This window comes from Intrasporangium sp. DVR (genome assembly GCF_040365325.1).
In the GTDB taxonomy this organism is placed as follows: Bacteria; Actinomycetota; Actinomycetes; order Actinomycetales; family Dermatophilaceae; genus Intrasporangium.
This window is the reverse complement of the sequence record NZ_BAABZW010000013.1, coordinates 111,260-125,096: the sequence shown is the minus strand read 5'-3', so window position 1 is coordinate 125,096 and position 13,837 is coordinate 111,260. Positions and strand designations below refer to the sequence as shown.

At 72.1% G+C, this 13,837-nt stretch carries 12 protein-coding genes; 10 read left to right on the top strand and 2 right to left on the bottom strand.

The genetic code is table 11. The features are described from left to right. The first annotated feature begins 65 nt into the window (after window positions 1-65). From ABWV20_RS10235 to ABWV20_RS10225, 3 genes are read left to right on the top strand one after another with little or no spacing between them, the layout of a single operon-like run. The gene (locus ABWV20_RS10235; protein WP_353355050.1) at window positions 66-1,055 is read left to right on the top strand and encodes a nucleoside hydrolase; all 990 of its coding nucleotides are present in this window, start codon (window positions 66-68) and stop codon (window positions 1,053-1,055) included. Next, complete coding sequence (locus tag ABWV20_RS10230; RefSeq protein WP_353355049.1) at window positions 1,055-1,879, top strand: ribokinase; 825 nt, start codon at window positions 1,055-1,057, stop codon at window positions 1,877-1,879. The genes ABWV20_RS10235 and ABWV20_RS10230 overlap by 1 nt, the downstream gene beginning before the upstream one ends. Before the next feature lie 30 nt (window positions 1,880-1,909). Then, entirely contained in the window at window positions 1,910-2,740 is an 831-nt protein-coding gene (locus ABWV20_RS10225) for a DUF427 domain-containing protein (RefSeq protein WP_353355048.1), read from the top strand. Window positions 2,741-2,743: 3 nt separating this feature from the next. Here ABWV20_RS10225 and ABWV20_RS10220 read toward each other — a convergent pair whose 3' ends face one another. Next, the gene (locus ABWV20_RS10220; RefSeq protein ID WP_353355047.1) at window positions 2,744-3,982 is read right to left on the bottom strand and encodes a class I SAM-dependent methyltransferase; all 1,239 of its coding nucleotides are present in this window, start codon (window positions 3,980-3,982) and stop codon (window positions 2,744-2,746) included. Between the two features lie 341 nt (window positions 3,983-4,323). Between ABWV20_RS10220 and groES the strand changes: the two genes are divergently transcribed. Next, window positions 4,324-4,620: a co-chaperone GroES gene (groES, locus tag ABWV20_RS10215; RefSeq protein ID WP_041308421.1), complete on the top strand. Its 297-nt coding sequence runs from the start codon at window positions 4,324-4,326 to the stop codon at window positions 4,618-4,620. Between the two features lie 114 nt (window positions 4,621-4,734). Then, window positions 4,735-6,354, top strand: a complete 1,620-nt coding sequence (gene groL / locus ABWV20_RS10210; protein ID WP_353355046.1) for a chaperonin GroEL — start codon at window positions 4,735-4,737, stop codon at window positions 6,352-6,354. 101 nt (window positions 6,355-6,455) lie between these two features. Here the strand turns inward: groL and ABWV20_RS10205 are convergent, their stop codons facing one another. Next, complete coding sequence (locus ABWV20_RS10205) at window positions 6,456-6,767, bottom strand: WhiB family transcriptional regulator (protein WP_353355045.1); 312 nt, start codon at window positions 6,765-6,767, stop codon at window positions 6,456-6,458. A 334-nt stretch (window positions 6,768-7,101) separates the two neighbouring features. Here ABWV20_RS10205 and ABWV20_RS10200 point away from each other — a divergent pair, with 334 nt between their 5' ends. The 5 genes from ABWV20_RS10200 (at window position 7,102) to ABWV20_RS10180 (ending at window position 13,756) form a co-directional block, all read left to right on the top strand. Then, window positions 7,102-7,680 carry a sigma-70 family RNA polymerase sigma factor gene (locus ABWV20_RS10200; protein ID WP_353355043.1) on the top strand — a complete coding sequence of 193 codons (579 nt, stop codon included), beginning with the start codon at window positions 7,102-7,104 and terminating at the stop codon, window positions 7,678-7,680. After that, window positions 7,677-9,005, top strand: a complete 1,329-nt coding sequence (locus ABWV20_RS10195; RefSeq protein ID WP_353355041.1) for a hypothetical protein — start codon at window positions 7,677-7,679, stop codon at window positions 9,003-9,005. The genes ABWV20_RS10200 and ABWV20_RS10195 overlap by 4 nt, the downstream gene beginning before the upstream one ends. Window positions 9,006-9,075: 70 nt before the next feature. Next, window positions 9,076-10,593: an IMP dehydrogenase gene (gene guaB, locus ABWV20_RS10190; protein ID WP_353355039.1), complete on the top strand. Its 1,518-nt coding sequence runs from the start codon at window positions 9,076-9,078 to the stop codon at window positions 10,591-10,593. Window positions 10,594-10,883: 290 nt separating this feature from the next. Next, window positions 10,884-12,005 carry a GuaB3 family IMP dehydrogenase-related protein gene (locus ABWV20_RS10185; RefSeq protein WP_353355038.1) on the top strand — a complete coding sequence of 374 codons (1,122 nt, stop codon included), beginning with the start codon at window positions 10,884-10,886 and terminating at the stop codon, window positions 12,003-12,005. A gap of 83 nt (window positions 12,006-12,088) precedes the next feature. Beyond that, window positions 12,089-13,756: a GMC oxidoreductase gene (locus ABWV20_RS10180; protein WP_353355036.1), complete on the top strand. Its 1,668-nt coding sequence runs from the start codon at window positions 12,089-12,091 to the stop codon at window positions 13,754-13,756. The last annotated feature ends 81 nt before the right edge of the window (window positions 13,757-13,837 follow it).

Here is a 13,837-nt window from a genome sequence, read left to right as displayed (position 1 = left end):
ATACCCACGGAGCCGTGGGTCTCCGGCCTCGACGGGGGACGGGTTCGGGGCGATACCTTGCCGATGTGACCGGAGAGCCGAAACCGATCGTCCTCGATGTCGACACCGGGGTCGACGACGCCTGTGCACTCCTGCTGGCCGCGACGCATCCTGCCCTCGACCTGCGTGCGGTCACGTGTGTCGGTGGCAACGCGCCCGTTGACGACGTCGTCCGCAACACCCTGAGCGTGCTCGAGACGGTCGGGCGGACCGACGTGCCGGTGTCCCGCGGGGCGGCCCGGCCCCTGCTCGAGCACCCGCACGACGCGAGGCACGTCCACGGTGACGACGGCATGGGCGACCTCGGTTGGCGGCGCCCGACCGTGCAGCCCGACACCCGTCACGCCGTCGAGCTCTTGCGCGACGTCTGCCTGGCCGCCGCCGCCTCCGGCGAGCACGTGACGGTCGTCCCGACCGCGCCGATGACCAACATCGCCCTGCTGCTGCGGACCTACCCTGACGTCGCCCGGGGGATCGCGGAGATCGTCTTCATGGGTGGGGCCGCTCAGGTGGGCAATGCCACCGCGTCGGCGGAGTTCAACGTCTTCCACGACCCGGAGGCCGCCGCCATCGCGCTCGATGCGGCAGCGGAGCTGTCCATCCCGGTGACGATGTACGGGCTCGACGTCTTCTACGACCCGGTGGTGAGCCGCGAGCAGGCAGCCGAGCTCGTCGCGGTGGGCGGCGGCACCGGGGCCGAGCTGGCCGGCCGGCTGATCCAGTTCCAGTGCGACCGCTTCGGTCGCGATGCGGCGACGATCGGCGACGCCGGTGCGGTCTGCGCCGTCATCGACCCCGATGCCCTGACCACGCAGGTGCTGCCGATCCGGGTCGAGCTCGCCGGCCACTGGTCCCGGGGCCGCACGATCGTGGACCGGCGCGACTGGAGCGGCGACCTGTCCCACGACCCGCACGGTGAACCGCCGGTTCGGGTGCGAGTGGCGCTCGGCGTCGACCACGACCGCTACGTCGACCTGTGGCGAGAGTCGATCCTTCGCCAGGCGGGGGCTCGCTGATGGGGCGCGTCGCCGTGCTCGGCTCGCTCAACGTCGACGTGGTCACCCGGGTGGCTCGGCTGCCGGGGCCCGGTGAGACCGTCCTCGGCGAGTCGGCCGGACGGTTCGCCGGCGGCAAGGGCGGCAACCAGGCGATGGCCGCCCGACGCGCGGGGGCTGACGTCGTCATGATCGGTCGGGTCGGTGCCGACGACGCCGGCGCCGCCTACCTCGACCGGCTCAACCGCCACGGTGTCCGCACCGAGGTCCCGCAGTGCGCCGACGCGCCCACGGGAACCGCCTACATCACCCTCGACGAGCACGGCGAGAACGTCATCATCGTCGTCCCCGGAGCCAACGAGCGGGTCGAGGAGCAGTCCGTGACCGCCGCGGCCCTCGGCCCCGGAGACGTCCTGCTGTGCACCCTCGAGGTCCCCGCTGCCGTCGTCGCGGGGGCCGCCCGGCAGGCAGCGGAGGCGGGCGCCCGCGTCATCATCAACCTCGCGCCGTACACCTGGTTGCCCCACGACGTCATCGATCTCGCCGACCCCCTCGTCGTCAACGAGTCCGAGATGCGCGAGCTCGCCGACTCCGACCTCATCCCCGGGTCGCTGCTCGTGACGTTCGGGGCAGCGGGGGCCAGGTGGGACGGGGAGGAGGTCAGCGGCATACGGCTCGATGACGCTGACGTCGTGGACACGGTCGGTGCCGGCGACGCCTTCTGTGGTGCCCTCGCGGCAGCGCTCGCGGCCGGCGGGACGCGGCGGGAGGCCCTCGAGGCAGCCAACCGCGCCGGGGCCGAGGCGGTCCAGTGGACGGGAGCCCAGCCTGACGCGGCCCTGTGAGCCGGCTTCTTCGCCGCGATACGGTGGCGCATGGCCCTGCGAATGACGAGGGTGCTCGGTCGGGCCCTTCCCGAGCTGCGCACCCACCCCGTGGAGAAGCGGGTCCGTGCGGTCCTAGCCGGCGTGACGATCGTCGACTCCACACGGGCGCGGCTCGTCTGGGAACCACGCCGAGTCATCCCGAGCTATGCGGTGCCGGCGGCGGACATCGCGGGTCGGCTCGTCCCCTGGGACGCACCGGTGGGCAGCGATCAGGCCGCGGCAGTAGGGAGCGACGGCCCGCCCGTCCTCGACCCGCGCACGCCGTTCTCAGTGCACACGGCGCCCGGGTCTCCGCTGACGGTCCGGGGCGGATGGGGCGACCTCCCAGGCGCGGCGTTCCAGCCTGCCGACCCGGACCTCGACGGATACGTGGTGCTGGACTGGGACGCCTTCTCGCAGTGGACCGAGGAGGACGAGCCGGTGATGGGCCATCCGCATGACCCTTTCAGCCGTATCGACTGCCTGCGCAGCTCCCGACACGTGGTGATCGCGGTCCACGGCCAGATCCTCGCCGACTCACGACGGCCCACGCTGCTCTTCGAGACGGGCTTGCCGGCGCGCTACTACCTGCCGAGGGAGGACGTCCGGCAGGACCTGCTCGTCCCCTCCGACACGCACACCGTCTGCGCGTACAAGGGCGTCGCCACCTACTGGTCGGCGCGGGCGGGCGACACGATCGTCCCCGACCTGGCGTGGGCCTACGAGGATCCGCTTCACGACGCGACGCCCGTGGCCGGTCTCATCTGCTTCTACGGTGAGCGTGTGGACCTCACCGTGGACGGGGTGGCCGTCGAGCGGCCGGCGACGCCGTGGTCCTGACGCTCAACCCGGGGTGACGACCAGCGCCACCTGGTGCCCGGCCACCCTGGTGAGGACGAGGGTCGCCTCGGAGCCCCCCTTGCCGCGCCCGGTCATCTTCAGCTGCCGACGGAGCAGGTCAGCGTCGAGCGTGACCCCCCGCTTCTTGATCGTGACGCGGTCGTGGCCGTGGTCGCGCAGCCATCGTGACAAGGCCTTGGGGGAGAGCGGCATGGCCTCGAGGACGCGGTAGCGCCGTGCCCACGGGATGTCGTATGCCGCTGGGCTCGTCACGTACCCGACGCCGGCTCCCAGCTCGGCTCCGTCCACCGCGGCGACCAGGGCTGGGGTCAGGCCGGCCCGGATGACGGCGCGATCCGGCTCGTAGAGCCACTCGTGGAGGGACGTCAACGACGGGAGAGCCGGCGTCTCGCGTGCCGGGGCCGCCTCGGCCTCCGTGATGACGTGGGTGGCGTCGGCGGAGCACACCGCGGCGGTGCGGCCGGGCTGGGTGACCACGGCGCCCCACCACACCGCGCACTCGAGCACCTCGCCGTTCCACGAGCTCCACTGGGCTTCAGCACCGGGCGGCAGGGCGGCGTGGGGGAAGGCGGGCGAGAGCTTGGCGCCGGCCGCCGGGGCCTGGGCGGCGAACTGCTGCACCTCGTCCCAGGACGGCGAGATGGCGTCGAGGGAGAAGACGCGCTTGGCACGGCCCCGGATGTCTGCCACTCCCGAGACGCGCCGGGCGGGGTCGAGCCAGACGCCCAGGTGGCGGGTGGCCTCGCCGAGGGGGAGCCGGACCTCGTCGGCCCGGGCGCACGTCACCCGTGCACCCGGCCAGTGGCGCAGGTTGGCAGCGGCGACGCGCGCGGTGGTCGGATCCGAGTCGACGGCCCGCACGAGCAGGTCGAGCCCGGCGAACGCCATCGCGTCGGACCCGATGCCGCAGCCGAGGTCGTAGGCCTCGCGGACACCGGCCGCGGCGAACCGGTGGGCGTGGCGTGCGGCGAGGGAGAGGCGGGTCGCCTGCTCGAGGCCGTCCGGGGTGAAGAGCATCCCGGCGGCGAAGTCGCCGAACTTGTCACGGGCCCGCGCTCTCAGTCGGGACTGCGCCATGGCTGCTGCGACGAGCTCGGGGTCGAAGGCCTCGCGGAGCTTGTCCTGGAGCTGCAGTGCGCTGGACTCGTCATAGGGCGGCAGGGACTGGAGCAGCGCCCAGCCCTCTCCAGCGGCGAGCCGATCGACCATCGCAGCATCCATGCGGGAATCCTCGCAGGCGCGGCCGGGCTGGGCCGGGGCGGGCGCCGGGGAGCGAGCCCAGCGGCATCCGGCATGGGGTGTCTCGCGCCACGGATCCGGCCACGCGGGCCTTTCACGGTCCCCTCGGCGGAGGCCCGGCAAGGGCCCTGAGCCGCCGTGTGTTGGCACTCGACTTGACCGAGTGCTAACTGAAACCTAGATTTCTGCTTGTTGGCACTCTCACCTCGAAAGTGCCAGTTCTCTCCGGAGAACGGCCGACCCCCGCGACGGCGGCCAGCCTCACGGAGATCAAGAACGCGTCCAGACTGAACATTCGACATCCCGAAGGGAAGGTCACCACCGTGTCGGTTTCCATCAAGCCGCTCGAAGACCGCATCGTCGTCAAGTCCCTCGAGGCCGAGCAGACCACTGCGTCCGGCCTGGTCATCCCGGACACGGCGAAGGAGAAGCCGCAGGAGGGCGAGGTCCTCGCCGTCGGCCCCGGTCGCTGGAACGAGGACGGCGACCAGCGCGTCCCGCTCGACGTCAAGGTCGGCGACAAGGTCATCTACAGCAAGTACGGCGGCACCGAGGTCAAGTACGGCGGCGAGGAGTACCTCATCCTCTCCGCCCGCGACGTCCTCGCCGTCGTCGGCTGAGTGCCTGCCAGCAGTCACATGCTCTGACCGCACCCCGGTGGCGCCCCTCGGGGTCGCACCGGGGTGCGGTTCATTCGCCCACCGTTTCGCGCACCACCTGCCAGAAGGAACACCATGGCCAAGCAACTGGAGTTCGACGACTCCGCCCGAAAGTCCCTGGAGCGCGGCGTCGACGCGCTCGCCAATGCCGTCAAGGTGACGCTCGGCCCGAAGGGCCGCAACGTCGTCATCGACAAGAAGTGGGGCGCTCCCACCATCACCAACGACGGTGTCACGATCGCCCGCGAGATCGAGCTCGAGGACCCCTACGAGAACCTCGGGGCCCAGCTCGCCAAGGAGGTCGCCACCAAGACGAACGACATCGCCGGTGACGGCACGACCACCGCGACGGTCCTCGCCCAGGCGATGGTCAAGGAGGGCCTGCGCAACGTCGCCGCCGGGGCCGCCCCCGCCGCCCTCAAGCGCGGCATGGACAAGGCCGTCAGCGCGGTCAACGACCGCCTGCTCGAGATCGCCCGCGACGTCAACGGCAAGGAGGAGATCGCCTCGGTCGCGACCCTCTCCGCGCAGGACTCGACCCTCGGCGCCCTCATCGGTGAGGCCTTCGACAAGGTCGGCAAGGACGGCGTCATCACCGTCGAGGAGTCCTCGACGACGGCGACCGAGCTCGAGTTCACCGAGGGCATGCAGTTCGACAAGGGCTACCTGTCGGCCTACTTCGTGACCGACACCGAGCGCATGGAGACGGTCCTCGAGGACGCCTACGTCCTGATCAACCAGGGCAAGATCTCGGCCGTCGCCGACGTCCTCCCGGTGCTCGAGAAGGTCGTCCAGTCCGGCAAGCCGCTGCTGATCATCGCCGAGGACGTCGAGGGCGAGGCCCTGTCGACGCTCGTCGTCAACAAGATCCGCGGCACGTTCACCGTGGCGGCCGTCAAGGCGCCCGGGTTCGGGGACCGCCGCAAGGCCATGCTGCAGGACATCGCGATCCTCACCGGTGGCCAGGTCATCGCCGAGGAGGTCGGCCTCAAGCTCGACCAGGCCGACCTGACCGTGCTCGGCCAGGCCCGTCGCGTCGTCCTCACCAAGGACAACACGACGATCATCGACGGCGCCGGTGACGCGTCCGAGGTGGCCGGTCGCGTCAACCAGATCAAGTCCGAGATCGAGCGCACCGATTCCGACTGGGACCGCGAGAAGCTCCAGGAGCGCCTCGCCAAGCTCGCCGGTGGCGTCTGCGTCATCAAGGTCGGCGCGCACACCGAGGTGGAGCTCAAGGAGAAGAAGCACCGGATCGAGGACGCCATCTCGGCGACGCGCGCCGCGATCGAGGAGGGTATCGTCGCCGGCGGCGGCACGGCCCTCATCCACGCCGCCGAGGTCATCGACGGGCTCGGGCTCGAGGGTGACGAGGCGACCGGTGCGACGATCGTCCGCAAGGCGGTTCAGGAGCCCCTGCGGTGGATCGCCGAGAACGCCGGACACCAGGGCTACGTCGTGACCTCCAAGGTGGCCGAGCTCCCGCTCGGTCAGGGCCTCAACGCCGCCACGGGTGAGTACGGCGACCTCATCGCGGCCGGGGTCATCGACCCGGTCAAGGTGACGCGCTCGGCACTGCGCAACGCCGAGTCGATCGCCTCGATGATCCTGACGACGGACACGCTCGTCGTCGACAAGCCCGAGGAGGAGTCGGAGCCGGCCGGCCACGGCCACGGCCACGGCCACGGTCACTGACCTTCCCCCTTCGCGAAGGGCCACCCTCAGCCGAGGGTGGCCCTTCGTCGTCCCGGCCCGGGGGGCGTATGCCGCTGGGCTCGCTCCCCGGGTCCCCGGCGTCAGGAGGCCGTGGCGATGGTGCGGACCGGAGCGTCGGTGGGCTCGCCGTAGAAGAGCTCTCGCTCCGTCTCGGTGAGGCCGCCCCAGACGCCGTAGGGCTCGCGCACCTGCAGCGCGTGGCTGCGGCACTCGGCCAGGACCGGGCAGGCGGCGCAGACCGCCTTGGCGGCGGCATCACGGTTGCGGCGTCGGGGACCGCGCTCGCCCTCGGGGTGGAAGAAGACCTCGGGGCTGACGCCCCGGCATGCCCCCTCGAGCTGCCAGTCCCACAGATCCGCCACCGGACCCGGGAGGCGGGTGATCTCGGCCATGGTGTGGTCGTCCTCGTCTTTCGCTTCGGCGGCAGGCTGCTCTGCCGCATGCACCGCTCACGGCGCCGTGGCTCGAAACTAACGGGGGGCGCGGTCACGATTGAAGGCCAGAAGTTTCAAGACTTGTTCAAGAAATCCCCTCGAGATGGCAGGTATTGCTCCGAGCTCACAGGTCGGTTGCCGCCCGCCGGGAGGTGACCGCACGTAAGATGTGAAAACGCAGCCCGTGGGTCCTGGTGGGTGGGACCCAGTGCGGGAGATGTCGGGGGTTCGGCAACCGATGGGACTCATCTGGACCGCGCGGTCCGGAGTAACGCGACGCGCGGACGCGGCGATGGAAGGTGTGGACACTCCCACCTCCCTCGGTGAGCTCGCCTCTCGTGCACCCCAGGACGCTGCCGCGCGCGACGACCTGCTGCGACGGGTTCGCGATCTGGCCGTGAGGTACGCCCGTGTCCGGCTCGGTCGCTTCGGCGCCGAGGACCTTGCCCAGGACGTCGCCCAGGAGGTGTGCATGGCCGTTCTGACCGCCGTGCCCACCTACGAGGAGCGGGGCCTGCCCTTCGAGGCCTTCGTCTACCGCATCACGGCACGGAAGGTCGCGGACGTGCAGCGCGCGGCGATGCGCGGCCCGACACCGGTCGGCGACGTCCCCGACCGGGTCGACGAGGCGCCCACGCCCGAGGCGGCCGCCGTCGTCCGCGACGAGGCGGCGACCGCGCTCTCGTTGATGAGGCGGCTGCCCGACGCGCAGCGCGAGATCCTGATCCTCCGGGTCGCCGTGGGGCTGTCGACCGAGGAGACCGCCGACGCCCTCGGGATGTCGACCGGAGCGGTGCGGGTGGCCCAGCACCGAGCCCTGGGACGACTGCGCACCATGATCGCCGAGCTGGAGGCTGGTGATGTGGCGTGACCAAGCCGATCCCCTTGAGTGACCTGGTCGCCGACGACCTCCTCCTTGACCGCGTCGCAGGACGCCGTGCCGCGGGCGAGGAGCCCGTCGAGCGACTGCTCGCTGCGCTGGCGGCGCACGCGGACCGCCCGCTGGGCCAGCCCCCCGCCGTGCGCCGGGCAGGCCGCCGACGCGTGCTGTCCGCCCTGGCAGCCCTCGCGGTGGGTGCTTCGGGCGCCGGTGTCGCCGCGGCCGTGACCACGCCGGAGGGCCGCCCCTCCGCCGCGCCGGCCGTGGTCGCCCCCGGCCCGAAGGCTCCGGGCCATGGCGCCGCCCTCGTGCGTGACACGACCGGGCAAGTGGTCGTGCGCGGTGCGGACGGGCGGACCGCGTCCCCCGTGCTGCCGAGTGCGTTGGGCCCCGCGCATCTCCTCGGCCCCTCGCCGCTCGGTCGCGCGTCCGGCTCGGATGTGAGCCGCGCCAGGTGGGCCGGCCTGACCGTGTCCCGGGCCCTCGTCGTGGCGGGGCTGGAGAGCCCGTCGCGCCCCGTGCTGCCGACCGACCTCGAGTCCGCTGGAGCAGACCCGCTCGAGTCCGGGACCGGTTCTCCCGGCGAGGCCGCTCCGTCGCCGCCCGGCCACACCCCTGCCTCGGCGCCGCGAAGCCTGGGGCAGCCGGAGGACCGGGGTTCGGCGGATGCGCCGAAGCCGAAGCCCCATGTCGCTGAGGCGGACGCCACGGCCGACCGGGCGAAGGTCGCCCGGGACCACACGGCGGCGAAGCCCGACCGGGCGACCACCTCGCACCGCCCGCCGCAGACCGGACGACCGGCCGACGCCGGCACGAGGTCGCCCGCTGCGTCGGGGAAGGCGCCGCAGGGCCGCGATGACCGGCCGACGCCCGGCCGAACCGCTGAGCCGGCACTCCCGGTGCCGGCGCCTCCGGACTCGCCAGCAGGACCCTCGGCGCCGGCCTTGCCGACCGTGCCCGAGCCAAGGGTCTCCGAGCCAGGGGTCTCCGAGCCAGGGGTGCCCGAGCCAGGGGTGCCCGAGCCAGTGGTCCCTGAGGCAGTGGTGCCGGGGTCAGTGGTGCCGGGGTCAGTGGTGCCGGAGTCAGACGTCCCCGAGTCAGACGTCCCCGAGACAGCGGTTCCGGGGCCAGACGTCCCCGAGACAGCGGTTCCGGGGCCAGACGTCCCCGGGCCAGACGTCCCCGGGCCAGAGGTCCCCGGGGTGAATGACCCGGCCGGCGCAGTGGATGGCGCCGGCCCCGCACCGGACCAGGAGACCCCACCGCCCGCGCCCGCAGAGTCCCTCCCGGCCGAGCCGCCGGCCGACGCGTCCTAGGCTCCGTCCTGTCCGTCCCCGCAGATCCGGGTGGTCCGGGCCGTGGGCGCACCTCCCGTAGAATTGCGCAATGCCCCTCGGTACGAATGACGTCCCCTCCCCGTTCGAGACCCTCGGCCTGACCTACGACGACGTGCTGCTCCTGCCGGGCTACACCGACTTGGCGCCCAACGACATCGACACGTCGACCCGGCTGACCCGCGAGCTGACCATCAAGACGCCGCTCATCTCAGCCGCGATGGACACCGTCACCGAGGCGCGCATGGCGATCGCGATGGCGCGCCAGGGGGGCATCGGTGTGCTGCACCGCAACCTGTCGATCAACGACCAGGCCTACCAGGTCGACCTCGTCAAGCGGACCCAGACCGGGATCATCTCCAACCCGATCACCATCGGCCCGGACGCGACGCTCGAGGACCTCGACCAGAAGTGCGGGGAGTACCGCGTCTCCGGGCTGCCGGTCGTCGACGGCGACAAGAAGCTGATCGGGATCGTCACCAACCGGGACCTGCGCTTCACACCGGTCAAGGAGTGGGCGACGACCCGCGTGCACGAGGTCATGACCCCGATGCCCCTCATCACCGGCCCCGAGGGCATCAGCCGGGAGGACGCGACCCTCCTGCTCCGGCAGCACAAGCGCGAGCGGCTCCCGCTCGTCGACGACCAGGGGCACCTCGTCGGGCTGATCACGGTCAAGGACTTCGTCAAGGGCGAGCAGTTCCCCAACGCCAGCCAGGACGGCGCCGGTCGTCTCATGGTCGGGGCCGCCATCGGCTACTTCGGTGACGCCTGGGAGCGCGCGACCACCCTCATCGAGGCCGGCGTCGACGTCCTCGTCGCCGACACGGCGCACGGCCACGTGCGCATGCTCATCGAGATGGTCGACCGGCTGAAGAAGGACCCGGCGACCAGGGATGTGCAGGTCATCGGCGGCAACGTCGCGACCCGCGAGGGCGCCCAGGCGTTCGTCGACGCGGGGGCGGACGCGATCAAGGTCGGGGTCGGGCCGGGCTCGATCTGCACGACCCGGATCGTCACCGGGGTCGGCGCTCCGCAGATCACCGCCGTGCACTCGGCCGCGCTCGCCGCGCGGGCGGCCGGCGTCCCCGTCATCGCCGACGGCGGCCTCCAGTACTCCGGTGACATCGCCAAGGCCATCGTCGCCGGCGCCGACTCGGTCATGATCGGCTCCCTCCTCGCAGGCTGTGAGGAGTCGCCGGGCGAGCTGATCTTCGTCAACGGCAAGCAGTTCAAGAGCTACCGCGGCATGGGCTCCCTCGGGGCGATGAGCTCCCGCGGCAAGAAGTCCTACTCCAAGGACCGCTACTTCCAGGCCGAGGTCGACTCCGACGACAAGCTCGTCCCGGAGGGGATCGAGGGGCGCGTCGCCTACCGGGGCCCGCTGTCGCAGGTGGCGCACCAGATGGTCGGTGGGCTGCGCCAGTCGATGTTCTACGTGGGCGCGCAGACGATCCCCGAGCTGCAGCAGAAGGGCACGTTCGTCCGCATCACCTCCGCTTCGCTCAAGGAGAGCCACCCGCACGACATCCAGGGCATCGTGGAGGCTCCCAACTACTCCGTCAGCTGACGAGCAGGCCGTATGCCGCTGGGCCGGCCCCGTCGACCGACCTCCCTCACGCTCGTGAGGAGTGCGCACTTCCCGCAGGTGGGCAGGGCTGCTGCAGCAGTGCGCGTTGCCGGGCGCACTTCTGCGACGGACCGGCATGCCGGCCACGAGTGCGCACGTGTCGGGCTCGTGCCTTCGCCGGCACCCGATCGAACGGCGGGAGGACTCGGCGGGGGCGTGGGCGCGGAGCACGCTCAGCGGCATACGGACGAGTGGGCGAGCCGACCCCGTGCGATCGCTAGGCTGACCGGGTGACTGAGATCGAGATCGGCAGAGGCAAGCGCGGGCGGCGTGCCTACTCCTTCGACGACATCGCGGTGGTGCCCTCCCGGCGCACCCGCGACCCGGAGGAGGTCTCCGTCTCGTGGCAGATCGACGCGTACCACTTCGACATCCCCGTCATGGCGGCCCCGATGGACTCGGTCGTCTCGCCCGAGTCCGCGATCGCGCTCGGCAAGCTCGGCGCCCTGCCCGTGCTCGACCTCGAGGGGCTCTGGACCCGCTATGAGGACCCGACCGCGCAGCTCGCCGAGATCGCGAGTCTCGACCCCGTGCTGGCCACGCCGCGGATGCAGGAGATCTACGCCGAGCCGATCAAGCCCGAGCTCATCACGGAGCGACTGCGCCAGCTGCGCGAGGCCGGCGTGACCGTGGCCGGTGCGCTCTCGCCGCAGCGCACCCAGCAGCACTGGAAGACGGTCGTCGATGCGGGCGTCGACCTCTTCGTCATCCGCGGGACCACGGTGTCGGCCGAGCACGTCTCCGGCCGGGCCGAGCCGCTCAACCTCAAGCGGTTCATCTACGAGCTCGACGTGCCCGTCATCGTCGGCGGCGCGGCGTCCTACACGGCCGCCCTGCACCTGATGCGGACCGGGGCGGCCGGCGTCCTCGTCGGCTTCGGCGGCGGAGCGGCCCACACCACTCGCACCGCGCTCGGCATCCACGCCCCGATGGCGTCGGCGGTGGCCGACGTCGCAGCCGCGCGGCGCGACTACCTCGACGAGTCGGGCGGCCGCTACGTCCACGTCATCGCCGACGGTGGCGTCGGCACGTCGGGCGACATCGTCAAGGCGGTCGCGTGCGGCGCCGACGCGGTGATGCTCGGTGCGGCGCTGGCCCGGGCGACCGACGCGCCGGGCCGTGGCTACCACTGGGGGCCGGAGGCGCACCACTCCGAGCTGCCCCGCGGGCTGCGGATCGAGCTCGGCGCCCAGACCTCGCTCGAGGAGATCCTCTTCGGCCCGGGACGGCAGGCCGACGGCACGACGAACCTCGTCGGAGCGCTGCGCCGGGCCATGGCCACGACCGGCTACAGCGACGTCAAGGAGTTCCAGCGCGTCGAGGTCGTCGTCTCGCCCTACCTGGGCGGATAGTCGGCGCAGCCGCGGCCCCTGGCCCTGTGGGCTTCGTTACCCGGGAGTAGCCGAGGGGCCGGCCGACATCTAGGCTGCCGCGTATGACGCAGGCGTACGACCACGACGTCGTGGTGATCGGCTCGGGCTTCGGAGGGTCGGTGGCCGCGCTCCGGCTCGCCGAGAAGGGCTACCGGGTCCAGGTCTACGAGGCGGGTCGACGGTTCGCCGACGCGGACTTCGCGGACACGAGCTGGAACCTGCGGCGCTACCTCTGGGCCCCGCGTCTCGGCTGCTACGGCGTGCAGCGCATCCACAAGCTGCCGCACTGTCTGGTGCTCGCGGGCGCGGGAGTGGGGGGCGGCTCGCTCAACTACGCCAACACGCTGTACGTCCCCCCGGAGCCGTTCTTCCGGGACCCGCAGTGGGCCGGCATCACCGACTGGCAGGCCGAGCTCGCGCCGCACTACCGCACCGCGCAGCGGATGCTCGGGGTCGTCGAGAACCCCTGCGACGGCCCGGTCGAGCAGCTGATGCGCGAGACGGCCGACGACCTCGGCGTCGCTGGCACCTTCCGCAAGACGCCGGTCGCCGTGTTCTTCGGCGAGCCCGGTGAGACGGTGCCCGACCCCTACTTCGGGGGACAGGGCCCGGCCCGGACGGGCTGCACCGAGTGCGGCAACTGCATGGTCGGGTGCAAGGTCGGCGCCAAGAACACCCTGGTCAAGAACTACCTCGCCCTGGCCGAGCGTCGCGGGGTCACCGTCGAGCCGCTGCGGACCGTGACCGCGATCCGCCCCCTCGACGCCGCCCGCCCCGGGGACGGCTACGCCGTGACCACCGAGCAGTCTGGTGCGTGGACCCGGCGCGGCAAGGCGACGCGAACCGTCACGACCAGCCAGGTGGTCATCGCGGCGGGGGCCTGGGGGACGGCCGAGCTCCTGCAGGCCATGCGCTCGAGCCACCTGCCGCGGCTCTCGAGCCGGCTCGGCGAGCTCACCCGCACCAACTCCGAGGCCCTGGGCGGCGTCTCGACCGCGCGGGTCCCGCGCGGCATCGACCTGACGAAGGGCGTCGCGATCACGTCGAGCTTCCACGTCAACGACACGACCCACGTCGAGAACGTCCGCTACGGCAAGGGCTCAAACGCGATGGGCTTCCTCGCGACCATGCAGGTCGACGGTGGCGGTCGCGTGCCGCGGTGGCTCAGGTTCCTGGGACGGCTGGTGCGACACCCGGTGGTCTTCCTGCTCAGCCTCTCGAAGTACCGCTGGAGCGAGCGGACGGTCATCGCCCTCGTCATGCAGACGACGGACAACTCGATCCGGGTCTCTCGCCGGCGGGGGCTCTTCGGGCCGCACCTGACCTCCAGCCGCGGACATGGCGCCCCGAGCCCCACCTACATCCCCGAGGGCAACGCCGCGGTGCGGGCGATGGCCCGGCGCCTCGAGCAGGCCACCGGGACCCGGGCGATGCCGGGCTCGTCCCTCGGCGAGATCATCGACGTCCCGATGACGGCTCACTTCATCGGCGGCGCGGTCATCTCCGACTCGCCCGATCGGGGCGTCATCGACCCCTATCACCGCGTGTGGAGCTATCCCGGGCTGCACGTGGTCGATGGGGCGGCCATCTCGGCGAACCTCGGCGTCAACCCGAGCCTGACGATCACGGCGCTCGCCGAGCGGGCCATCTCACTGTGGCCGGGCCGGGGAGAGCCCGACGCACGGCCGGCTCAGGGGCAGCCCTACCGCGCGACGCTCCCTCGCGGCTGAGGGCCGCCCGGGCGACGGCCCTCCGCGTCCGCGATGAGGCCCGACTGGGCGGCGGCGGGCTGGGGATCGGCGGGGTCCACC

What these genes read in the sequence shown, in the direction of transcription:
- ABWV20_RS10230 (WP_353355049.1), top strand. Translation starts at nt 1,055, where the DNA reads ATGGGGCGCGTCGCCGTGCTCGGCTCGCTCAACGTCGACGTGGTCACC.
- ABWV20_RS10180 (WP_353355036.1), top strand. Translation starts at nt 12,089, where the DNA reads ATGACGCAGGCGTACGACCACGACGTCGTGGTGATCGGCTCGGGCTTC.
- ABWV20_RS10225 (WP_353355048.1), top strand. Translation starts at nt 1,910, where the DNA reads ATGGCCCTGCGAATGACGAGGGTGCTCGGTCGGGCCCTTCCCGAGCTG.
- ABWV20_RS10205 (WP_353355045.1), bottom strand. Translation starts at nt 6,767, where the DNA reads ATGGCCGAGATCACCCGCCTCCCGGGTCCGGTGGCGGATCTGTGGGAC.
- ABWV20_RS10220 (WP_353355047.1), bottom strand. Translation starts at nt 3,982, where the DNA reads ATGGATGCTGCGATGGTCGATCGGCTCGCCGCTGGAGAGGGCTGGGCG.
- ABWV20_RS10200 (WP_353355043.1), top strand. Translation starts at nt 7,102, where the DNA reads ATGGAAGGTGTGGACACTCCCACCTCCCTCGGTGAGCTCGCCTCTCGT.
- groL (WP_353355046.1), top strand. Translation starts at nt 4,735, where the DNA reads ATGGCCAAGCAACTGGAGTTCGACGACTCCGCCCGAAAGTCCCTGGAG.
- guaB (WP_353355039.1), top strand. Translation starts at nt 9,076, where the DNA reads ATGCCCCTCGGTACGAATGACGTCCCCTCCCCGTTCGAGACCCTCGGC.